Genomic DNA, 20,626 nt, shown 5'->3' with positions numbered 1-20,626 from the left:
ATAGGGCTGAAGGCTCCCCTAGTTGCCACCTGCGAAGTCTGCGATGCCCTTTGCCGAAGGTCCAACAAGAATGACCAGCAACGGCGGCACCGTCAGCATCATTGTGGCAAGTGTCATTTTGGTTGGCAACTTGTTAGCGGCCTCTTCCGCGCGCATCACGCGTTTGTCACGCATTTCGCTGGCGTAAACCCGCAAAGCCTCGGCAATTGACGTACCAAAGGTTGCCGATTGGATCATCACCGTAACGAAAGAGCTGACATCCTGCACCCCGCAGCGCGTGCCAAAGTCGCGCAGGACGGTGTCTTTATCCTTACCTGCCTTAAGCTCGTAGGCAACGACTTCGAATTCCTGCGCAATATCAGGGTAGGAAGCTTTCATTTCAGTTGCCACTCGGACGATGGCCTGGTCCAGAGACTGCCCGGCCTCAACGCAAACCAGCATGAGGTCCAGCGTATCGGGGAAACCGGCAACGATCGCCTCTTCCCGCTCGGCTACGCGGCGTGTGATCCAGTAGCGCGGCAGGAAATAGGCTGCGGTTGCCGGAATGATCACACGAATTGCCATTTGCGAGGGTGTGAATTCCTCGTCCCCGGCCAGCACTGTCACCAACATCACACCGATCAGGATACCGACGATCCCCAGCGCGAATTGGGCAAAGTGAAAGAATCGGACGGCATCCTTTGAGTGATATCCGGCCTGACGCAGCTTAAGCTGCATGGCCGACAGTTCTTCTTCGTTTTGCGGTTCAAGAAATGTCGCAAACTTTTCAAGCTGTTCGTTGCGACTTGCATTACGCAACTTGTCCCGCTTTTCCTTTTTGCCCTTCTTCGGAGCCGCGTTAGATCGCTGAAGCTTTTTAAGAGGATCTTCGGGCTGATTGATCATCAGCGGAACCGCAACCAGGATCATAAAGACCCCCAGCACGCCGACGACGATCAAGGGCCCGAATTCACCCAGGTTATCTTTCAGCAGGTCGTTAATTTGAGCCAAGAACTCCATGATACTTACCTCAGACCTTAATGTTTGTGAGAATGCGCATGACGATCAGGTTCAGCGTCAGCATGATCCCAACGAAGAAACAGCCGGGAATGAACCATGCGTGGTCCAGAACATCGTCATAGTAACCCGGGTCTTTCACCAGAATGAAAATCAGACAAAAGACCGGGAAACCGGATAGGAACTTGCCGGACCATTTTGCCTCGGCAGTGATTGCCTTAACGCGGCGGAACAGCCGAAAGCGCGCCCGGATCACCTGGGCCAGACCAGCCAGAATTTCGGCAAGGTTACCACCTGATTGCTGCTGAATTCCCACGGCCACAGACAAGAAGCGCAAGTCCTGCATATCCAGACGCTCGGCCAGGTCCTTCAGGGCTTCGCCGACGTCTCGACCATAGGCACACTCGTCTGCAATCACGCCGAATTCGGTGGCCAAAGGATCCTGAACTTCGTTTGCAACGATCTGGATCGTAGACACAAAAGGGTTACCAACGCGCAGCGAACGTACCATCAATTCCACGGCGTCAGGCAACTGCTCTTCCAGCAGGGCCATCCGTTTCGACGCCTTGTGGTTTACCCAAGCATAGACGCCACCGACACCGATTGCGATCGAGATTGCAATGCGAAGGTAAGTGTCTGTTGCTGTGCCGATACTCAGCCCAACAAACGCAAACCCCGACAACAATGCCATTATGACAATCAACTGATGGGGCGAAAATGCAATCGCAGCTTTCTGCGCCTTGTCAGCCAGTAGAGAATAGAGCGGGATGCTCTGGGTTTTCATGTGCTGCTGCATTTCTTTCCGCAGCTGCTCAAGAACCTGTTCGCGCCCGACACCTTTATCCAGCATGTCCAGGCGCCGGTTGACCCGGCTGTTCAGACTGATGGATTTGCCGAATGCGACAAGATAGATACCTTCGACCAACGCCAGAACAGCGACGAAGATAACAACATAGATAAGGGCCTCTAACGGCAGTTGCATATCTGGCTCTCCTTACATCGTCGTTGGTTCGTAAATGGACGGGGGCAGGTCAAAGCCCCACAAACGGAAGCGTTCTGAAAAGTGGCTGCGAACGCCGGTTGCTGTGAAATGACCAATGATCTTGTTGTCTGGAGTCAATCCAACGCGTTGAAATTTAAAGATTTCCTGCATAGAGATCACATCGCCTTCCATGCCGGTGATCTCGGTGATCGAGGTCATCCGGCGCGAGCCGTCCTGTAGGCGGCTGGCCTGTACGATCAGGTTCACAGCAGATGAAATCTGGCTGCGGACCGCCTTGATGGGCATTTCGATACCGGCCATTGCGATCATGTTTTCCAAACGTGAAATACCGTCGCGGGCCGAGTTGGCGTGGATCGTAGTCATCGAGCCGTCGTGACCGGTGTTCATGGCCTGCAGCATGTCGATGACCTCGGCGCCACGCGTCTCGCCCACGATGATGCGGTCGGGGCGCATACGCAGGGCGTTTTTCAGACAGTCGCGCGGGCTGACTTCGCCTTTGCCTTCCACGTTCGGTGGGCGGCTTTCCATCCGGCCCACGTGGGTCTGTTGCAACTGAAGTTCCGCGGTATCCTCGATGGTCAGGATACGTTCGGCATCGTCGATAAAGCTGGACAGGGCGTTCAGCGTTGTCGTTTTACCGGAACCCGTACCGCCAGAAACGATGACATTCAGGCGGGTTGAAACCGCTGCCTGCAGATAGGCGGCCATTTCTTCGGTGAACGCTCCGAAATTGACCAGATCGTCAATCCCCAGTTTGTCCTTTTTGAACTTACGAATGGAAACCAAAGAACCATCAACGGCAATCGGAGGAACCATTGCGTTGAAACGCGAACCATCGGCAAGACGGGCGTCAACATATGGGTTGGATTCATCTACGCGACGACCCACAGCGGACACGATCTTGTCGATAATCCGCATCAGGTGCTTTTCATCTTTGAACGTGATGTCGCTGATTTCCAGCTTGCCCGCACGCTCAACAAAAATCTGCTGAGGTCCGTTTACCAGGATATCGTTGACCGTATCGTCTTGCAGCAACGCCTCCAAAGGACCAAGTCCTGTAACTTCGTCGTACAGTTCCTTGTTAAGCTGCGATCTGTCCTCGCGGTTTAGAACGATGTTCTTGAGTTCCAGAACTTCGCTGGCAATTGCGCTAATTTCAGCGCGCAGTTCGGATTCGCCTGCGTTTTCAAGCGCCGCGAGGTTGAGGTTTTCAAGAAGTTCGCGGTGCAACTCGATCTTGATCTCGCCAAGGCGCTCTTTGCGTTTGCGCTCGCGATCAGAGGCTGCAGGCTCTGCTGCCTTCTTTTTCACAGGGCGACGCGCGACGGCATTCGCGGAAGGGACCTGTTCAGCAGCGGGTTTGGGCGCTGCGGCTTGCGCTTGTTCCGCCGGTTGAACCGGCTGCGCTTCGGGCTGTTTCTTGTATCTTGAAAACACGGCGGCTCTCCCTTTGGGATTGTGTTATGCGGCCTCGGCGCTGCTGCTGCCCAGGCTGTGAAGAGATTTCGCAAGCTTCGCAATTTCACGACGTAGCGGGTTCTTGGCGGCAGAACTGGCCAGCGGCAGACCATGGTCGCCACTTTGCATCACCGGCTTTCCGCCATCGGGCAATTGCAGGTCGATCGAAATGCCAAGGCTCTCGCCCATGCGTTTGATCCTGCTTTTTCCGTTCAGATCCGTGAATTTAGGCGCACGGTTCATCGCAAAACGCAGCTTGTTGAATGGAAGCTCTTCGGCTTGAAGTGCCCGTTTCAGGCGCAAAGCGTTCTGCGCGGACCGCATATCCAGTTCAATTAATGCGAAATACACATGTGCAGCTTGCAGAACGGTTTCGGACCACTGAACCAGTGTTGTGGGCATGTCCACAACCACATAGTCAAAGTGCCGGCGTGCCGTATCAATGACGCGCTGAATATCCTCTGATGTGATCAGATCCAGCGGGACCATATCAGACGGTGCCGTCAGGACCTGCATTTTTTCTTCATAAGTTTGGAGGGCTTGCGAGAACACGTCATCGTCCATTGACGCCGTGTCCGAGAGCATCTCAAAAACAGTTTCCCGGCGCGGCAGATCCAGATAGGTCGAAACAGTGCCGTATTGCAGGTCCAGGTCGATCAGGCAGACAGACGGGGCCTCTTTTTCCGAAATCGAAGCCAGCTCCCAAGCCAGGTTTACCGCCAGAGTCGTCGAACCGACGCCACCGGCCAGACCGTGGGTCACGAACAAAGCGCCTTCTTTTGATTCGCCCTGCGCTAGCGAAACGGCCGCTTCCTGCGCCAAAACGACCGGGTCGGGCTTGTTCATACGCTCGATTGCTTCCTGCAACTCGCCTTCTGGCAAAGGGTAGGGGACAAATTCATCCGCGCCCTTGCGCAGCAACTGGTGCAATGAAGCTGGCGTCACGTCCTCGGCAATCAGGACAACTTTGATCTTCTTTTCCTTGGCCTGCGTGATGATCTCACCCATCAGGGTAAGGTTGTCTTCGTCTTCGCCGTCAATAGCTAGGGCAACGAACTCAAGGTGATCGGCTTCAGGCTGTCCAAAAAAGGCCAAAGCCTCGGCAAACCCCAAGTCGCCCCAACGGTCACCCAAAGCGGCTTCCATGTCTTCGATCAGAAGATCAAAATTCTGGACATCCCGGCTTATTGTGCAGGCCAGAATAGCGGTTTTATCATCTTGCGTCGTTGCGCTGGTCATTAACACAGTCCTCGTCGAGAGGGCAGCAACCTTCGCGAACCAAATGGTCCGGTCAGGCTTCTGTTGCCCTGTTGCGGCCTTATCCGGTCGCAGTTCACCCAATTGTTGAAAATGTGGCTTGGAACTTAGGCAAGAATTAGGCGCAAAAGAACCAATTGTTGGGAATTGGGCGACGATGTCGCCCAATTCAAAAGATTATTCAGAGATGTCTGTCGCGTCTACATCAGTGATGTAGCTCAGGTTGGTCGCGCTCTGGACATACTCGCGATAGATGACTTCTGCGTACTTGCCATCCAACAGCTGAGGTGCGCGATCAACAAAGCCTGAAACCTCTGTAACCGTACGCCGGTTGCGGCGGTCTCTGTTCGGCGTGTCGATCAAGGGTCGAGTTTTGCCAAAGGAAACAACGGCTTCCAGTCGCGACCGCGAGATGCCCTGACGTGTCAGGAAGGCAACCGCTGCGTCTGCACGACGCTGGCCGAGGCTTTGGTTGTAGGACTGGGATCCAACAGCATCCGTATGACCGTAAACGCGGAAGCGCGCTTCGGGGAACTGTTTGATCCAGTCTGCCTGCCGCAGCAGGATGCGCTGTGCGCTGGCATCCAACTGCGCGCTGTCAAAGGCAAAGTTGATCTGCGTCGGAACTTCGGCTGCGAACCTACGGCCCAGGATTTGGGCATATGTCAATTCGCCAGTCATGACTTGCGAATTGTTCAGAGTCGCATTTCCGAACGCACCTTGGTCAACTTCATATCCGGCCTCACGCGTACATGCGGCGACAGCGACCGAAAGACCCAGTGTGATGATCCACTTCTGCATTGGTCCTATCCTCCTTATCATTCCAGCACGTAGCCGTATGAGCTACCGAAGTCTTGCTTGGCGACTTCAGACGCACCACCGGAACCCAGACGTTCGGTTCTTGCGGTCCGGCCGTTGATGAACAGATCGAACTCGCTTGGCGGTTTGACCCGATCCGTCGGCAGAGCAAGAGCTTCACCGCGAGTCGGCGACACCAGGTGTGCGGTTACGATGACGACCAGTTCGGTTTGCTGACGCTGATACTCGGCGCTGCGGAACAGGGCCCCAAGAACGGGGACGTCGCCCAGCCATGGCACCTGGTTGTTCAGGTCCGCAAAGTCGTCTTGGATCAGGCCCGCGATTGCAAAGCTTTCACCGTCGCGCAGTTCGACCGTTGTTTTGGTCCGACGTGCAACGAACGAAGGAACATTGTTACCTGCAATCGTAAAGTCCGAGTTATTGTCGATACTTGAAACAGATGTGCCCATCTCAAGGTTGATCAGATCACCGTCCACAACGCGCGGAGTAAAGATAATCTGAACACCGAAGGCCCGATACTCGATCGCGATGTTGCCGTCATCGGCAGGGACCGGAATTGGTACTTCGCCACCCGCGAGGAACTCAGCTTCCTGCCCGGACAGGGCAGACAGGTTGGGTTCCGCCAAGCTGCGCGCCAGGCCCTTTGCCTCAAGTGCTTCCAACAACAGGCGAACTTGCGTCGAACCGGCACCAAAACCGAACAGGATCGCGCCTGTGTTGGTCTGAGATACCGGAATGTTGTTGTTGATCGCGTTTTGTAGCGACAAAGCGTTGTTCAAGGTGTTGAAACCACCCGTTACGTCGCTACCGCCAAAGCCCAGCGATGCTGTAAGGCTTTTTGCGACCGAACGGCTCATTTCGGCGAAGCGTACCTTCAGCATGACCTGCTGAACGCCGCCAACCGACATCAGGTTCGAAACACGCTCGGGTGCGTAGCGCTCTGCCAGTTCCAGTGCCCGGGCCAGTTTGGCCGAGCTGGAAACAGTGCCGGACAGCACGATCCCGTCATTTGCCGTGCGGACCTCGATCGGTTCGCTTGGCAGGATCTGCCGCAGACGCTCTTTAAACTCCGAAACGTCCGGAGATACGCGGACGCGAACGTTGGCAAGCAAGTTGCCCGCCCCGTCAAACAGCGTCAGGGTGGTCAAGCCGGGGGCTTTACCCAAAACATAAATCGTGCGGTCCGAAAGCGACGAAATATCAGCAATGCCGGCGTTGGCGATGCTGAGTTCGGCAAACGGTTCCTCACTCTCTACGACAATGGCGCGGTTCATCGGGACATCGAGCGTTTCCGCCGTACCCTTCTTAACCACGCGCAAACTTTGAGCCCAGGCGGCATCGCCGACGGAACTCATTACAAGCGCCAACCCCAAAAGGGTCGCGCTAATCCAAGATTGTATTTTCATGTGACCTGCCTCTCCGATCACGCCTCGTTGTAGGTCTAGTGCCTTATGCCAGTTAACACTGCGCGACTTGTGAATTTATTGCAATAATCAATGGTTTCTGGAATTTTCCTTATGTGGATAATGCGCAACATCCAAAATAACACAAGCCGCGCAAGATGCGCGGCTTGTACGTCTAAATCGCTGATTTGGCGTCAGTTTGTGCAGGGAATCACTGTTTTCACGATCTCTCCTCCACGCCGGGTATTTACCGTGCAAACTTCTTCCTGGACTTGCACCGGAGCAGGGGCGGCTTCTTTGATTCCCAACAGCTTTCTCTGGTCCACTTCAACCGCGCTTGCGACGGTTTCGTCCTGAACTCCTACCAGTGCCAGAGACAGTCGACCTGTGTTCTGCGCCTGTGCCAGGGCAGCAATTTGTTCAGGCGTCGCCGCGACCGTGACGGTGCGCGCGATGGTTGCACCTGTCAGGTCGGAGCCCGCCTTTTGGTCAACCGCGATAAGTTCAATGTTGGTTTGAATCAGCCGCGTGATTTCACCGCTGTTGCCAGCGATTGCACCACTCACCGATCCCGTCCAGTAAACGTCGACATTGTCACCCGGACGCAGGAAACCCGATACACCCGATGCAACATCAACACTGATTGCAAAAGCGCGTTTCCCTTTTTCAATACGCGAAGTCAGGCCAGCCGATTCTCCGGGCTTGGTCACCTTGACTTCCATCAGGGCTTCGTCCTTTTCCATTGCTCTCAGGACAAAGCGGTCGCCTTTTTTGTCTTCGGGAAACAATTCCGCCAATCCCAAAAAGGTGCCTTCGGGAATCGCATCTTCAGGCCATTGCACAACGCGGATGTCTTCCTCGGTCAGGCGCTCGCCGTATTTCAGCGCGCGGTTCGAGACCAAGACGTCAATTGTTGTGATTGTCTTTACATTCGCAAGCGCGTCCTGCGCGGCGCGCTTCTCTTTTTCAAGTTCAGCCTGAGTTTTGGAGATGTAGTCTTGTGCCAAATAGACTGCGCCACCGGCCAGAGCCACCCCGATAATCAGGACTAGTCCAAATACTGCACGCATTCGCGTCCCCTCGCTTATTCTGTTTACTCATGACGTCGCAACGAATGCGCGTCAGCTCATCCCTCGCTAATCGTGAATTGTGTCGAAAAGGGGGACAATCCTTGATTTTTTTTGCGTCCGTGGATTTTCGGTCGATCCAGTCAAACGTTACTCGGATGCGGGTATCTGAAAACTGGGGTCTCGCACCTCGGCACCTCTGAGCGCATTGCCGGTTTGATTGTCCACGTGTTGAATGGATGGAGAAAGGTTTACGAAGATAATTGCGCCAAAGCCGACCAGACCCGCCGTCAAAAGAACCCAGTCGGCGGTGATGGCCCCATCTTCACCAAATAGATATTTTGCGATTCTGTTCATTTTTCAATCCAGCTTTTTGACATAAAAAAGGGTCGCAATCTGACGAACGCGACCCCTCTTAAAATGCTGTTCGGGCTATTACTGGCTTGCTGCGCCGCCAATTGCCGGAACGCTTACGGATACACCCGACAGAGCCGTGTCGATTTCGCCGGCCAGGTCCGAAGTACCTGCGCCAACCTGGGTGTAAGCAACGGCTGCCAGGCCAACGATAGCTGCGGTCAGAACGACCCAGTCAACTGTTACGGCGCCGTCTTCGTCTTTGCGGAAGTTCTTGATGAACTTGATCATGTTACGTCCCTCCTAAAGGATCAAAATAGTCTGTTAAACCTCGGCGTCTTACAGAGCTTCGTCTCTCAGTCCGCTCTTGACCGTCTCGGTATGGCATTATGTTTGACTGGCGTGCGTGGCAGGAATTGGGCCAAAACCATTTTTTTTTCGCCGAATGTTAACTTTCCGGTAATTTTTTTGTCAAGCTACTGAAATATAAAGATAAAAAATGCGAAATTAGTTCAGGCGACCCATTCGCCCGATGCAAAATTGCGCCAAATGAGGCGAAAATGCCCCAATTCCGGTGGTTTTTCTGGTTTTGGGGCCGGTTCTGGGGTTCAAATCAATCAAAAGATAAATGCATGAGGCGGGCAAAATGAACCTCAGGGACGCAATATTCTGCGTCGGTGTTGTGGCTGCGTTGTTTTTCAGCCCTGCACCTGTTGTTGCGCAATCCGTAGAACCAAGAGGCGTATATAAACGAGTCAAAGCGCCAAAGCCGGGTACGCGCCCTAAGATCACGGTTCAAATCTCGCCCGAGGAACATGCCACAGCGCCTTTCGCCCCAAGTACCGGAACCGAGATCGCTGTTCCCGAGATTATTGCGCGGACTCGCGTTGCGCCCCCTAGCCTGCCGGGAGGGGCCGAAAAGCCCACCGGTTCCTACAAGGAGTTCTGGGAAAAGATTTCGCCCGACTTGGCGCGATCTGGCGCGGGACGCCTGGATGAGGCGATAAACGCGCTGGCTGCGATCAATGTCGCCTCGCCCCGATTGCAGACGCTTCAGAACATTGCGCAGCAGCAGGGGATTGAGATTCTTCGCTCCACCGTCGGCACGAATGTCTCACCCGCCTTGGTGCTGGCTGTGATTTCCGTGGAATCCGCGGGCCGTTCGGATGCGGTCAGTTCCGCCGGGGCGCAGGGCCTGATGCAATTGATGCCTGCGACGGCCAGACGGTTTGGCGTGAAAGACAGCTTCCACCCGGGCCAGAATATCTCTGGCGGTGTGAAATACCTGAACTGGTTGATGGAAGAGTTCGGGAACGATCCCATCCTCGTTCTTGCCGGATACAACGCCGGTGAAGGCGCGGTACGCAAACACGGTGGGGTCCCGCCTTATTCCGAGACGCGCAATTACGTTCCCAAAGTGCTGGCCGCGTTTCAGATAGCACGGGCTTTGTGTTCCACGCCGCCTGAGCTGATCTCGGACGGGTGCGTGTTCCAGACGCAGAACTAAAAAAGGCCCGCCGTTCTGGTGGGCCTTTTCCGTGATGCTTGTCAGTTGACGATGGTTGCTTCGGTGGCGCTTCGAATTTCGTCTTCGGTAACGCCCTCGGCGGTCTCGACGATCTTTAGCCCACCGTCCACGACATCCAGAACGCCCAGATTGGTGATAATTCGGTTCACCACCTTTTTGCCGGTCAGGGGCAGGGTGCATTTCTTCAGCAGTTTGGACTTGCCGTGCTTGTTGGTGTGATCCATCACCACGATCACCCGGCCAACGCCGGCCACAAGGTCCATCGCGCCGCCCATGCCTTTGACCAGTACGCCGGGGATCATCCAGTTGGCCAGATCGCCCTCTTCGTCAACCTCCATCGCGCCCAGCACGGCAGCGGCGATTTTGCCACCCCGGATCATGCCAAAGGATGTGGCGCTGTCGAAATAAGATGTGCGGGACAGTTCGGTGATCGTCTGCTTGCCTGCGTTGATCAGGTCGGGGTCTTCTTCGCCCTCGAACGGGAAAGGGCCCATGCCCAGCATGCCATTTTCCGATTGCAGAGTGATGTCCTTGTCACCCACATAGTTCGCCACCAGCGTCGGAATTCCGATCCCGAGGTTTACATACATGCCGTCTTCCAGCTCTTGCGCTGCGCGGGCGGCCATCTGATTTCGGTCCCAAGGCATTATGCGTCCTCCTTCTTGCGGGTGGTGCGCTGTTCGATGCGCTTTTCGTGGCTACCCTGAATGATGCGGTGCACATAGATGCCGGGCAGGTGGATGGCGTCGGGGTCCAAGGAACCACGTGGGACAATCTCTTCAACTTCGGCCACGCAGATCTTGCCGCAAGTCGCGGCGGGGACGTTAAAGTTACGCGCAGTCTTGCGGAAGATCAGGTTGCCGGTGTCGTCGGCCTTCCACGCCTTGACGATCGCGAGGTCGGCAAAGATGCCTTCCTCCATAATATAAGTCTCGCCGTTGAAGTCTTTGTGCTCTTTACCTTCGGCGATCACGGTGCCTACGCCGGTCTTGGTGTAGAAACCGGGGATACCAGCGCCGCCGGCGCGCATACGCTCAGCCAGAGTGCCCTGCGGGTTGAACTCTAGCTCAAGCTCTCCGGCCAGGTACTGACGCATGAACTCCGCGTTTTCGCCAACGTAAGAGCTGATCATTTTCTTGACCTGCTTGGTTTGCAGCAGGATACCGATGCCGAAATCATCAACACCCGCGTTGTTTGACGCAAATGTCAGGTCCTGAGCGCCGGACTCTTTAATTGCTTCCAACAGAAGCTCGGGAATGCCGCACAGGCCAAACCCGCCCGCCGCAATCAGCATGCCATCCGACAACACGCCATCAAGCGCATCGGTGGCATTGGCATAGACTTTTTTCATGAAGAAACTCCCCCAATGACATGGTGATGGGCAGGTTGTGCCGCCACGTCACGGGGAAGTCAACGAATCCAAGGGGGTGGTGGTATTTCTACCTATGAGGCCGCCTTTTTGGTCGTCTTCTTGGCCGTTGCCTTCTTCTTCGGCGCGGCTTTCTTTTTAGTGCCTTTCTTGGCGGCGCGCTCGTTGACCAGTTCGATGGCCATTTCCTGCGTCACGTCCTCGGGCTTGATGTCCTTGGGAATGGTTGCATTAACCTTTTCCCATTTCACATATGGCCCATAGCGCCCGTCCAGCACTTGCATTGCCCCACCATCGGGGTGATCGCCCAGTTCCTTGAGCGGTTTTGCCGCCGCGCGCCGTCCGCGCCCCGGGTTTGCGCGTTTCTCGGCCAACAGTTCGACGGCACGGTTCATCCCGATCTCGAACACATCGTTCGGGTCCTTGAGATTGGCATAGACTGGTTTCGCCTCGTCCGGCAGTTGGTGCATGATATATGGCCCAAACCGTCCGAAATTCGTGCTGATCATGCCGCCGTCGGGGTGTTCGCCGATCTGGCGAGGCAAAGACAACAGTGTCAGTGCCTTGTCCAGATCCATGTCATCCTTGCTCCACCCACGGGGGAGGGACGCACGGGGGGGCTTTTTGTTCTCGGGCGTGGGTTCGCCGCGCTGAACATAAGGACCAAACCGACCGGATTTCAGCCAGATCTCATCGCCTGCATCTTCACCCAGCAGGCGCTCATCGCCCTCGGCCCCTTCGCCCGCGATGGGGCGGGTATAGGTGCATTCCGGATAGTTGCCGCAGCCCACAAACCCGCCTGTGCGCGAGGTTTTCAGGTGCAGCTGACCTACACCGCATTTCGGGCAGACACGGGGATCAGAGCCGTCTTCACGAGGTGGATAAAGCTGCGGGGCCAGCGCCTCGTCCAGCTTGTCCAGCACTTCGGAAATGCGCAGTTCCGATGTCTCTCCAATCGCGGCTGAGAAATCGCGCCAGAACTTACCCAGCAGGTCTTTGTAATCCCGCTCACCCGCGCTGACATCGTCCAGCTCACCTTCCAGATTGGCGGTGAATTCGTATCCCACGTACTGTCGGAAGAAATTAAGCAAAAAGATCGTAACGATCCGGCCTTTTTCCTCGGGGATCAGCCGGTTCTTGTCCTTGCGCACATATTCACGGTCCTGAATCGTGGTCACGATGCTGGCATAGGTGGAGGGGCGCCCGATCCCCAGTTCTTCCATTCGTTTGACCAGGGTGGCCTCAGTATAGCGCGGGGGGGGCTGCGTGTGATGTTGCAGGGCCAGAACCGCCTCGTTTTCAGACAGAACCGCTGCTTTGTCTTCGGCCTTGGCGAACTGATCCTTGAGCGAGGCCTTTGCAAACCGCGCCGGATCGCCCTGCGTGATCTGGGGCAAGCGCTTGTCGTCGTCATCCGCTACGTCGTCGCGGCCTTCCTCATAGACGCGCATGAATCCGTCGAACATGACAACCTGACCGGTAGCGCGCAGGCCGACCTGACCATCGTTGCTGCCGATCTCAACGGTGGTCCGCTCCAGCCGGGCAGCGGCCATCTGGCAGGCGATGGTGCGCTTCCAGATCAGATCATACAGCTTTCGCTGATCCTCATCCGTCACCTTCAAATCGTTGGCGTCGCGCGACATGTCGGTAGGGCGGATACATTCGTGCGCTTCCTGCGCGTTCTTGGCCTTATTCTTGTAAATGCGGGGGCTGTCAGGCACATATTCCGCGCCATAGCGGTCGGTGATGGTATCGCGGGTGGCGGCCACAGCCTCGGGGGCCATGTCGATGCCATCGGTCCGCATATAGGTAATGTAGCCGGCTTCATACAGCCGCTGTGCCACCTGCATTGCGTGGCGCGCGCCCATGCCGAATTTGCGACTGGCTTCCTGCTGCAGGGTCGAGGTCATGAACGGAGCGCTGGGGTTGCGCGCCGCAGGCTTCGCCTCGACCGAGGTCACGGTAAGAGCGCGGCTGGTGATTGCCTGAACGGCCAGTTCGGCCTGCGTGGCGTTCTTCAGGTCGTGCTTATCCAGTTTATTCCCGGCCAGAGTGACCAGACGCGCCTCATAGGTCTGACCACGCGGCGTTTCGAACAGCGCTTTGACCGACCAGTATTCAACCGGTTTGAACGCCTCGATCTCCATCTCGCGCTCGACGATCAGACGCAAACAGACGGATTGCACACGCCCCGCCGATTTCGCACCGGGCAGCTTACGCCACAGGACGGGGGACAGGTTGAAGCCCACCAAGTAATCCAGTGCGCGACGGGCCAGATAAGCCTCGACCAAAGGCATATCGACCTGACGGGGGTTCTGCATCGCTTCGGTCACGGCGTCCTTGGTGATCGCGTTGAAGGTCACGCGGCTGACCGGCGTGTCCTTTTTGATCGAGCGGCGCTTGGTCAGCGCCTCTTGCAGGTGCCAACTGATCGCCTCGCCTTCACGATCAGGGTCAGTGGCGAGGATCAGGGCGTTGTCCTCTTTCAGCGCGTCGGCGATCGCTTTGACATGCTTGCGGCTGTCATTGCCAACCTCCCATTTCATGTCGAATTCGTGGTCAGGATCGACCGATCCGTCCTTGGGCGGCAGGTCACGCACGTGACCATAAGACGCCAGAACCGTGTAGTCATCGCCAAGATATTTGTTGATCGTTTTGGCCTTGGCAGGGGATTCTACAACAACTACAGGCATTTAAGGGAAAACCTCGCTCGACGAATTTGGCGCCTTCTATGATGGTGCAAAATGTGGAGGGCAAGAGCGAATTGTCAATGCGTTCCTTTTGCCAAAGCGATTTGGCGGTGATTTCAAAGTGATACGGGTAGAACAATGGCGTATTCGTTCGATCAGGCCGATAACGATAGAAGTCCGCCGGGTTGTCTTTGGATGCGCCCGTCCAATTCCAGATCTACCAGCACCGGGCCGATTTCCCCGGCAGTGGCTGCAATATCGCGGATCAGTTGATCTTCGGCAATCGGGGACGGCCCGAGGCGCGTCAGGATCGCCGCGTGCAGCGATTCTACGTTAGCTTCAGAATTGTCTGTTCGGGGGGGCTGTTCGGCTTGAACGGGTGAAGGTATTTCACGTTTGGGCAGCGCTTCGATAACGTCTTCCGCCGAGCGTACCAGAGTCGCGCCGTCGCGGATCAGCAGGTTGCACCCCGCGGCACGGGCGTCAAAGGGGTGGCCGGGCACGGCCAGAACTTCGCGCCCCTGATCCAATGCGTCGCGCGAAGTGATCAGGCTGCCGGACTTGGCCGCTGCCTCGACCACCACAACCGCCTGTGAAAGGCCCGAGATGATCCGGTTGCGGCGCGGGAAATGACGGGCCTGAGGCGTCACGCCCATGGGTTGTTCCGACACCCGCAATCCGTTTTCGGCGATTTTATGGGCCAGATCGGTGTTTTCTGACGGATAGATCACGTCGACCCCTCCGGCCATGACAGCCACAGTGCCAGCGTCCAGCGCCGCGATATGGGCCGCCGTGTCGATCCCGCGGGCAAGACCGGAGACAATCACATATCCATGCTTGCCCAGATCGGTAGCCAACCCGCGCGCCATGCGCGCGCCCAGTGATGAACAATTACGTGCACCGACCATTGCAACCGATGGGTTTTGCAGCAGTGATACATCACCGACTGCCCACAACATCGGCGGTGCGTCGTTTAGGTCATTCAAAGCGGTCGGGAAGTCAGCGGCCCCAAGGCACAAAAGCCGCGCGTTGGCGGCTTTTGCGGCCTTGAGTTCCGCCTCAATCACACCGGGCGGGCAGATTTCATACCCTTTTATTCCGGCAGCGCGCGCCATTTCAGGCAGCGCGGCCAGCGCATTCTGCGCCGAGCCATGTTCCCGCAGCAGTCGACGAAACGTCGCTGGACCGACCTTGCGCGAGCGCAACAGACGAAGCCAGGAAAACCGACCCTCTTCCGTGGTGGGTGGGAGTGTGGGGTGATTGGAAGAAAGCTGCTCCTCGGTCATCCGTTGCTCCGCCTGATTGCAGAACTGGTTTACGGCTGGAGTGGTTAACAGCTTCTGAATCCGTTCAAATTTTTCTGATATTTTTGTAGGTTGAACTACTGTTTTCGCGTAACAATCTGAAAATCAATGGAAAATATAAACGCGTCGCAAGCGTGGCCTGAGCGCCACTGGACAGCGCAAGCAGGAATCGAGGCGCAGTATTAACCCTGCGCCCCACAAAATTCGCCGCGATTCTAGTTTATGCCGCCGATCCGCCGACAGTCAGGCCGTCCATCAGAACAGTCGGCTGCCCGACGCCGACTGGCACCCATTGGCCGTCCTTGCCACATGTGCCCATGCCAGGATCTAGCGCCATGTCGTTGCCCAGCCCGCGGATACGCTTCAGGGCAGACGGGCCGTCCCCAATCAAGGTCGCGCCTTTGACCGGCGCACCGATCTTACCATTTTCGACCCGGTAGGCCTCGGTGCAGGAAAAGACGAATTTGCCGTTGGTGATATCCACCTGCCCGCCACCAAAGCCGACAGCCCAGATACCGTCCTTGATATCGGCCACCAGCGATGCGGGGTCCGCGTCGCCGCCCAGCATGACGGTGTTGGTCATACGCGGCATCGGTTTATGGGCATAGCTTTGTCGGCGGCCATTTCCGGTGGGCGCAACCCCCATCAAGCGCGCATTCTGGCGGTCCTGCATGTAACCAGTCAGGATACCGTCCTCGATCAGAACGGTGCGCGAGCTTGGCGTACCCTCGTCATCGACCGAGATCGAGCCGCGACGGTCCGGGATAGTGCCGTCATCCACCACGGTCACGCCTTTGGAGGCGATCTGCTGACCCATCAACCCTGCAAAGGCCGAGCTGCCCTTGCGGTTGAAATCTCCCTCTAACCCGTGTCCGATGGCTTCGTGCAGCAGAATACCGGGCCAGCCGGGGCCAAGCGCGACCTCCATCACACCCGCGGGCGCTGGGATGGCGTCCAGATTGACCAGTGCGATCCGCAGCGCCTCTTGTGCCTTGTCCTGCCAGTCGGAAGGGTCGATCAGCCCGTCCAGACCCACACGACCGCCCCCGCCTGCCGAGCCGCTTTCGCGCCGGCCATTCTGCTCGACGATCACCGATATGTTCAGGCGGGTCATCGGGCGTACATCACGGACGATCACGCCGTCTGGGCGTAGAATCTCGACCTCTTGCACCGCAGCCGCAATCGTGGCGCTGACCTGAACGACACGGGAATCAAGATCACGGGCGAAGGCATCAATCTCGCGCAGGGTCTCGATCTTGACCGGGAAACTGGCGGATTCGATCGGGTCCTCGTCTGTATAAAGGCGTGTATTGGTGGCGCGTGGCGCTCTGGCCAAGGTGCCGCCACCATCGCCGACGGCCAGGCGCGTTGTCTCTGCAGCACGTTTCAGCGCCGGGATCGAGACGTCGGTGGAATGTGCATAACCCGCCACCTCGCCCTGAACCGCGCGCAGGCCGAACCCTTCGGAGGCATCGTAAGACGCAGTGCGCAAACGCCCGTCGTCAAAGACCAGAGCTTCTGATTTTCGGCGTTCCACAAACAACTCTCCGTCCTCGGCCCCGGCGGTGGCAGGTTGCAAAACCGCAAGCGCTTCGTCGTGGGGAAGGGCGCTTTCAAAGGGGCGAAACGGGTCATTCGTCATGGGTGGGACCTTTCGAGTTTGATCCAGATCAAAAATAGCGTCTGTTTGACGCAAGCATTTTGCTTTATCTACCACCCGGAATATGGTTTTTAACGCTGCCAAAGACAACGGGAGAGGTGCGACCGATTCACACCTTTTCGCCAGGGACGCAAAGATCAAACGATCAGGACAGAAAATGAAGAATGCTTTGATGCTTTCGGGGCTCATGACAGCCCTCTCCAGCCTGCCTGCCATGGCTCAGGAGCTTGAAATTATTGGCAAGCCGGTTGATGGCGGTTTGGGTTTTCAACCCGCAGCCACCAGCCTGGCCGAGGGGATTCACCGGCTGGACGGAATGATTTTGGTGATCATCACCGCCATCTGCCTGTTGGTTGCCGGACTGCTGGTCTACTGCATCGTGCGCTACAATAGCCGCGTAAACCCGACGCCGGCGCGATTCTCTCACTACACACCAGTTGAGATCGCTTGGACCTTGGGCCCGATCCTGATTCTGGTCTTCATCGGCGCCTTCTCACTTCCGGTTCTGTTCAAGCAGCAGGAAATTCCTGAAGGTGACGTGGTTATCAAGGTCGTCGGCAACCAGTGGTACTGGACCTACGAATACGTTGACCATGACTTTGCCTTCGACAGCTATCTGCTGGGCCACCCGGCCACCTTGGACGAGGGTGCGCGCCCGGCTGACGCAGATGTCACGCCTTTCGTTCTGGATGATGCGATGCGGGCCAAGCTTGCAGATTCCGGCTATGGTGAAGACGAGTGGCTGCTGGCCACGGACACTGCCGTCGTTGTTCCGGTTGGCAAGATCGTTGTGATGCAGGTGACCGCGTCGGACGTGATCCATTCGTGGACCATCCCGTCCTTCGGAGTAAAGCAAGACGGTGTTCCCGGTCGTCTGGCCGAGCTTTGGTTCCAGGCCGACAAAGAAGGCGTTTATTTCGGCCAGTGTTCGGAACTGTGCGGCAAGGATCACGCCTATATGCCGATCACCGTCAAAGTGGTTAGCGAAGAGGCCTATGAGGAATGGCTGCAGGGTGCTCTGGAAGAGTACGCGGGTCAGCCAGCCTCGTATCAGGTTGCCTCGAACTAAGCCGCAAACGGCCTAGATTGAAACAAGCAGGCTGCGCGGGGATCGCGCAGCTTTTGCCCCAAAAGGACCGGACATGAGCGACGCAAGCATCAATGCCAGCCAAGTGACCGCCACGGCGCACGCGGATGAGGCCAGCTTTGGCGACTATTTCGCTTTGCTGAAGCCACGTGTGATGTCTTTGGTGGTGTTCACGGCTTTGGTGGGGCTGGTGGCGGCGCCGGTATCGGTGCATCCGTTCGTCGGTTTCTGTGCAATCCTGTTCATCGCTATCGGTGGCGGCGCGTCTGGCGCGCTGAACATGTGGTGGGATGCGGATATCGACCGGGTGATGAAACGCACCAAGGGCCGCCCGATTCCGGCTGGAAAAGTGCAGGAACGCGAGGCGCTGTCGCTGGGGCTGGCGCTGTCGGGCCTGTCCGTCATTATGCTGGGGCTGGCAACCAATTGGTTCGCAGGGGCATTCCTTGCGTTCACGATCTTCTTTTATGTTGTCGTCTATACGATGTGGCTGAAGCGCTTGACGCCCCAGAACATCGTAATCGGTGGCGCAGCAGGGGCGTTCCCGCCGGTAATCGGCTGGGTTGCTGCCACGGGCTCGATGTCGATCGAACCGTGGCTTATGTTCGCTCTGACCTTCATGTGGACGCCGCCGCATTTCTGGGCCCTGGCCTTGTTCATGCGCTCGGACTATGACGATGCCGGTGTGCCGATGCTGACCGTAACGCATGGTCGCCGTGCAACCCGTTGGCACATTCTGATCTATACCGCGCTTCTGGCGACGCTGGCCGTTGGAACGGCGTTTTCGGGCATTGGTGGCCCGATCTATCTGACCGTAGCCGTTGTGATGAATGCCTTGTTCCTGCGGGGCGCATGGGCAATCGCGCGTCGGACCGAAGACGACTCGGAAGCTGATAACTTCAAGGTTGAGCGGAGCTTCTTCAAGTTATCGCTGCTGTACCTTTTCCTGCATTTCGGTGCGATTCTGGTTGAGGCATTGCTGAGACCCTATGGTCTGGGAGGCTGGTCATGAGCTTGCGAAAAAGCCATGAACTGCATCAGCGCCGGTTCAGCCGCAATTTGGGTGTTGGCCTGACGTTGGCCGCTTTTATCGTGATCATCTTCGGTCTGACGATCGTCAAAGTCTCGGGCACCGACTTCAATATGGCCACGCAAGAGGTGCAGAACTGATGGCGCTGTCAGGTCCTCAGAAGACTGTTGCGCAGACCGTTGGCGTGGTGATCCTGATGGGAAGCCTCGCATGGGCTGCGGTGCCGTTTTATGACTGGTTCTGCCGCGTCACCGGGTTTGGCGGCACGACTGGTGTGGCCGAGGCCGCGCCCGAGGACATTCTCGACCGTACTGTTACCGTCCGCTTTGATGCGTCCAAAGCCAAAGATATGGCGTGGGAATTCAAACCGGTCGAGCGCGAGATGGAAGTGCGCATCGGCGAGACCGGGTTGGCCTTTTTTGAGGCATATAATCCGACCGATCGCCCGATTGCGGGGCAGGCGTCTTACAATGTCGCGCCGTATTCTGCGGGTGGCTATTTCCAGAAAATCGCTTGTTTCTGCTTTGAGGAACAGGTGCTTGAACCCGGCGAGCGGGTTCAGATGCCGGTAAGCTTTTTCGTCGACCCTGAAATGGTCGAGGATCTGGAAGCGAAATATGTGCATACGATCACTCTGTCGTATACATTCTACGAAATTGACCTGCCCGAGGGCTATGCCGCCCTAGATGCGCAGGCTGATACAACAACGAACTAATGCCTTTAGGTGAGGGACGCTGATGGCACACGCTAAAAACCATGATTATCACATTCTGGCCCCGTCGATCTGGCCGCTGATCGGCGCGATCGGCGGTTTTGTGATGCTTTTCGGAGCCGTCCTGTGGATGCACGGCGTTACGTCGTTCATGTTCTGGATGGGTCTGGTGGCCGTTCTTTACACCATGTTCGCCTGGTGGTCCGAAGTGGTGGCCGAAAGCCGTGCGGGCGATCACACGCCGGTTGTGCGTATCGGCTTGCGCTATGGCTTCATCCTGTTCGTAATGTCCGAGGTGATGTTCTTCTTTGCCTGGTTCTGGTCGTTCTTCAAGCATCGCATGTATCCGATGTACGACTATGCCGGCACCGAATACATTCAGCCGGATATCCACGCGGTTGATCCGTTCCACCTGCCGCTGATCAACACTCTGGTCCTGCTGCTGTCGGGTTGCGCGATTACTTGGGCGCACCACGCGTTGGTACATGACAATGATCGCAAGGCTTTGATCAATGGCCTGGCGATCGGCATTGTACTGGGTATCGCATTTACCTTCCTGCAAGCGTTTGAATACTATGAACTGCTGGCCCATGAAGGCTGGGAATTCGGTGGCGATCAATTCTACTCGAACTTCTTCATGGCGACTGGTTTCCATGGCGCGCATGTCATCATCGGGACGATCTTCCTGACGGTCTGTCTGATCCGCGCCCTTCGAGGAGACTTTACGCCCGAAAAGCACGTGGGTTTCGAGGCTGCCGCATGGTACTGGCACTTCGTTGACGTTGTCTGGCTGTTCCTGTTCTTCGCTGTCTACATCTGGGGACAAGCCCCGTTGATGTGACGCTGATCAGGTGAACCAAATGCAAAAGCCGCCCGTTGGGGCGGCTTT

General features: G+C 56.7%; 20 protein-coding genes. 6 read left to right on the top strand and 14 right to left on the bottom strand.

Annotated features, from left to right (window positions below):
* Positions 1 to 18 precede the first annotated feature (18 nt).
* The 9 genes from GOV87_RS04400 to GOV87_RS04360 form a co-directional block, all read right to left on the bottom strand.
* The gene (locus GOV87_RS04400; RefSeq protein ID WP_171121851.1) at positions 19 to 999 is read right to left on the bottom strand and encodes a type II secretion system F family protein; all 981 of its coding nucleotides are present in this window, start codon (positions 997 to 999) and stop codon (positions 19 to 21) included.
* A gap of 10 nt (positions 1,000 to 1,009) precedes the next feature.
* Entirely contained in the window at positions 1,010 to 1,978 is a 969-nt protein-coding gene (locus GOV87_RS04395; protein ID WP_171121852.1) for a type II secretion system F family protein, read from the bottom strand.
* Between the two features lie 12 nt (positions 1,979 to 1,990).
* Positions 1,991 to 3,436, bottom strand: a complete 1,446-nt coding sequence (locus GOV87_RS04390; protein WP_171210953.1) for a CpaF family protein — start codon at positions 3,434 to 3,436, stop codon at positions 1,991 to 1,993.
* Positions 3,437 to 3,460: 24 nt separating this feature from the next.
* On the bottom strand, positions 3,461 to 4,696 hold the full coding sequence (locus GOV87_RS04385) for an AAA family ATPase (RefSeq protein ID WP_171210952.1): 1,236 nt from the start codon (positions 4,694 to 4,696) through the stop codon (positions 3,461 to 3,463).
* Positions 4,697 to 4,891: 195 nt separating this feature from the next.
* Positions 4,892 to 5,515: an OmpA family protein gene (locus GOV87_RS04380; protein ID WP_171210951.1), complete on the bottom strand. Its 624-nt coding sequence runs from the start codon at positions 5,513 to 5,515 to the stop codon at positions 4,892 to 4,894.
* 17 nt (positions 5,516 to 5,532) lie between these two features.
* On the bottom strand, positions 5,533 to 6,939 hold the full coding sequence (locus GOV87_RS04375; protein ID WP_171210950.1) for a type II and III secretion system protein family protein: 1,407 nt from the start codon (positions 6,937 to 6,939) through the stop codon (positions 5,533 to 5,535).
* A 191-nt stretch (positions 6,940 to 7,130) separates the two neighbouring features.
* Complete coding sequence (gene cpaB, locus GOV87_RS04370) at positions 7,131 to 8,006, bottom strand: Flp pilus assembly protein CpaB (protein ID WP_171121857.1); 876 nt, start codon at positions 8,004 to 8,006, stop codon at positions 7,131 to 7,133.
* Positions 8,007 to 8,153: 147 nt separating this feature from the next.
* Positions 8,154 to 8,360, bottom strand: a complete 207-nt coding sequence (locus GOV87_RS04365; RefSeq protein WP_171125691.1) for a hypothetical protein — start codon at positions 8,358 to 8,360, stop codon at positions 8,154 to 8,156.
* 78 nt (positions 8,361 to 8,438) lie between these two features.
* Positions 8,439 to 8,648: a Flp family type IVb pilin gene (locus GOV87_RS04360; RefSeq protein WP_171210949.1), complete on the bottom strand. Its 210-nt coding sequence runs from the start codon at positions 8,646 to 8,648 to the stop codon at positions 8,439 to 8,441.
* 355 nt (positions 8,649 to 9,003) lie between these two features.
* Here GOV87_RS04360 and GOV87_RS04355 point away from each other — a divergent pair, with 355 nt between their 5' ends.
* On the top strand, positions 9,004 to 9,864 hold the full coding sequence (locus GOV87_RS04355) for a lytic transglycosylase domain-containing protein (RefSeq protein WP_171121860.1): 861 nt from the start codon (positions 9,004 to 9,006) through the stop codon (positions 9,862 to 9,864).
* 41 nt (positions 9,865 to 9,905) lie between these two features.
* Here GOV87_RS04355 and GOV87_RS04350 read toward each other — a convergent pair whose 3' ends face one another.
* The 5 genes from GOV87_RS04350 to tldD form a co-directional block, all read right to left on the bottom strand.
* Positions 9,906 to 10,532 (bottom strand): CoA transferase subunit B, encoded by a 627-nt coding sequence (locus GOV87_RS04350; protein ID WP_171121861.1) that lies wholly within the window; start codon positions 10,530 to 10,532, stop codon positions 9,906 to 9,908.
* A complete protein-coding gene (locus tag GOV87_RS04345) occupies positions 10,532 to 11,236 on the bottom strand; it encodes a CoA transferase subunit A (RefSeq protein WP_171121862.1) in 705 nt (234 codons plus the stop codon). The genes GOV87_RS04350 and GOV87_RS04345 overlap by 1 nt, the downstream gene beginning before the upstream one ends.
* Positions 11,237 to 11,328: 92 nt before the next feature.
* Positions 11,329 to 13,947 carry a type I DNA topoisomerase gene (gene topA / locus GOV87_RS04340; RefSeq protein ID WP_171210948.1) on the bottom strand — a complete coding sequence of 873 codons (2,619 nt, stop codon included), beginning with the start codon at positions 13,945 to 13,947 and terminating at the stop codon, positions 11,329 to 11,331.
* A gap of 152 nt (positions 13,948 to 14,099) precedes the next feature.
* Positions 14,100 to 15,230, bottom strand: a complete 1,131-nt coding sequence (gene dprA / locus GOV87_RS04335) for a DNA-processing protein DprA (RefSeq protein WP_171210947.1) — start codon at positions 15,228 to 15,230, stop codon at positions 14,100 to 14,102.
* Between the two features lie 238 nt (positions 15,231 to 15,468).
* Positions 15,469 to 16,890, bottom strand: coding sequence for a metalloprotease TldD (gene tldD, locus GOV87_RS04330; protein WP_171210946.1), 1,422 nt, complete (start codon positions 16,888 to 16,890; stop codon positions 15,469 to 15,471).
* Positions 16,891 to 17,065: 175 nt separating this feature from the next.
* Between tldD and coxB the strand changes: the two genes are divergently transcribed.
* The 5 genes from coxB to GOV87_RS04305 all read left to right on the top strand — a co-directional run bounded on the left by coxB (position 17,066) and on the right by GOV87_RS04305 (position 20,578).
* Entirely contained in the window at positions 17,066 to 17,977 is a 912-nt protein-coding gene (gene coxB, locus GOV87_RS04325; RefSeq protein WP_171121865.1) for a cytochrome c oxidase subunit II, read from the top strand.
* Positions 17,978 to 18,050: 73 nt separating this feature from the next.
* Positions 18,051 to 19,007, top strand: coding sequence for a heme o synthase (gene cyoE / locus GOV87_RS04320; protein WP_171125683.1), 957 nt, complete (start codon positions 18,051 to 18,053; stop codon positions 19,005 to 19,007).
* On the top strand, positions 19,004 to 19,165 hold the full coding sequence (locus GOV87_RS04315; protein ID WP_162896804.1) for a hypothetical protein: 162 nt from the start codon (positions 19,004 to 19,006) through the stop codon (positions 19,163 to 19,165). Before cyoE ends, GOV87_RS04315 begins: the two co-directional genes overlap by 4 nt.
* Positions 19,165 to 19,740, top strand: a complete 576-nt coding sequence (locus tag GOV87_RS04310; protein WP_171210945.1) for a cytochrome c oxidase assembly protein — start codon at positions 19,165 to 19,167, stop codon at positions 19,738 to 19,740. Before GOV87_RS04315 ends, GOV87_RS04310 begins: the two co-directional genes overlap by 1 nt.
* A 22-nt stretch (positions 19,741 to 19,762) precedes the next feature.
* The gene (locus GOV87_RS04305) at positions 19,763 to 20,578 is read left to right on the top strand and encodes a cytochrome c oxidase subunit 3 (RefSeq protein ID WP_171121868.1); all 816 of its coding nucleotides are present in this window, start codon (positions 19,763 to 19,765) and stop codon (positions 20,576 to 20,578) included.
* Positions 20,579 to 20,626 lie beyond the last annotated feature (48 nt).

Origin of the sequence: Ruegeria sp. HKCCA5426 (assembly GCF_013034585.1) — a bacterium.
Taxonomy (GTDB): Bacteria; Pseudomonadota; Alphaproteobacteria; order Rhodobacterales; family Rhodobacteraceae; genus Ruegeria.
Note: the sequence above shows the minus strand (reverse complement) of the source record. Positions and strands in the feature narration are given on the sequence as shown.

Bases quoted from the DNA above. Each gene is read 5' to 3' on its own strand.
- tldD (WP_171210946.1), bottom strand. From the start codon at position 16,890: ATGACGAATGACCCGTTTCGCCCCTTTGAAAGCGCCCTTCCCCACGAC.
- GOV87_RS04385 (WP_171210952.1), bottom strand. From the start codon at position 4,696: ATGACCAGCGCAACGACGCAAGATGATAAAACCGCTATTCTGGCCTGC.
- GOV87_RS04350 (WP_171121861.1), bottom strand. From the start codon at position 10,532: ATGCCTTGGGACCGAAATCAGATGGCCGCCCGCGCAGCGCAAGAGCTG.
- dprA (WP_171210947.1), bottom strand. From the start codon at position 15,230: ATGACCGAGGAGCAGCTTTCTTCCAATCACCCCACACTCCCACCCACC.
- GOV87_RS04315 (WP_162896804.1), top strand. From the start codon at position 19,004: ATGAGCTTGCGAAAAAGCCATGAACTGCATCAGCGCCGGTTCAGCCGC.
- GOV87_RS04360 (WP_171210949.1), bottom strand. From the start codon at position 8,648: ATGATCAAGTTCATCAAGAACTTCCGCAAAGACGAAGACGGCGCCGTA.
- topA (WP_171210948.1), bottom strand. From the start codon at position 13,947: ATGCCTGTAGTTGTTGTAGAATCCCCTGCCAAGGCCAAAACGATCAAC.
- GOV87_RS04400 (WP_171121851.1), bottom strand. From the start codon at position 999: ATGGAGTTCTTGGCTCAAATTAACGACCTGCTGAAAGATAACCTGGGT.
- GOV87_RS04355 (WP_171121860.1), top strand. From the start codon at position 9,004: ATGAACCTCAGGGACGCAATATTCTGCGTCGGTGTTGTGGCTGCGTTG.
- GOV87_RS04375 (WP_171210950.1), bottom strand. From the start codon at position 6,939: ATGAAAATACAATCTTGGATTAGCGCGACCCTTTTGGGGTTGGCGCTT.
- coxB (WP_171121865.1), top strand. From the start codon at position 17,066: ATGAAGAATGCTTTGATGCTTTCGGGGCTCATGACAGCCCTCTCCAGC.
- GOV87_RS04345 (WP_171121862.1), bottom strand. From the start codon at position 11,236: ATGAAAAAAGTCTATGCCAATGCCACCGATGCGCTTGATGGCGTGTTG.
- GOV87_RS04395 (WP_171121852.1), bottom strand. From the start codon at position 1,978: ATGCAACTGCCGTTAGAGGCCCTTATCTATGTTGTTATCTTCGTCGCT.
- GOV87_RS04365 (WP_171125691.1), bottom strand. From the start codon at position 8,360: ATGAACAGAATCGCAAAATATCTATTTGGTGAAGATGGGGCCATCACC.
- GOV87_RS04380 (WP_171210951.1), bottom strand. From the start codon at position 5,515: ATGCAGAAGTGGATCATCACACTGGGTCTTTCGGTCGCTGTCGCCGCA.
- GOV87_RS04310 (WP_171210945.1), top strand. From the start codon at position 19,165: ATGGCGCTGTCAGGTCCTCAGAAGACTGTTGCGCAGACCGTTGGCGTG.
- cpaB (WP_171121857.1), bottom strand. From the start codon at position 8,006: ATGCGTGCAGTATTTGGACTAGTCCTGATTATCGGGGTGGCTCTGGCC.
- cyoE (WP_171125683.1), top strand. From the start codon at position 18,051: ATGAGCGACGCAAGCATCAATGCCAGCCAAGTGACCGCCACGGCGCAC.
- GOV87_RS04305 (WP_171121868.1), top strand. From the start codon at position 19,763: ATGGCACACGCTAAAAACCATGATTATCACATTCTGGCCCCGTCGATC.